This is a genomic window from Paraburkholderia sp. SIMBA_053 (genome assembly GCF_046534895.1).
GTDB lineage: Bacteria > Pseudomonadota > Gammaproteobacteria > Burkholderiales > Burkholderiaceae > Paraburkholderia > Paraburkholderia caledonica.
This window is the reverse complement of record NZ_JAWRXU010000917.1, coordinates 1-263: the sequence shown is the minus strand read 5'-3', so window position 1 is coordinate 263 and position 263 is coordinate 1. Positions and strand designations below refer to the sequence as shown.

Below are 263 nucleotides of genomic sequence, written 5' to 3'. Positions count from 1 at the left end.
CAGCACGTTATCGGTCGAATCGACGAGCGTCATGCCCGCTGTGAAGAGCGCGGGAAACACGAGGATCGAGTAGAGCGGCAGGCCTTTTCCCGCTTCGGCGGCGGCGATGGCGAGCAGGCCGATTTCCGTCGCCGTGTCGAAGCCGAGACCGAACAGCACGCCGACGGGGTACATGTGCCAGCTCTTCGAGACGAGCCGGAATAGCGGCTTCAGCGCGCGCGACAGCAGACCGGCGGGCGCACCGCGTGTGGCGTCTTCGTGCG

Annotated in this window: 1 pseudogene; it reads right to left on the bottom strand. The window is 66.5% G+C overall.

What is annotated here, in order from left to right:
- Window positions 1-263: pseudogene (locus SB753_RS38290) on the bottom strand (HoxN/HupN/NixA family nickel/cobalt transporter); the annotation flags it as partial.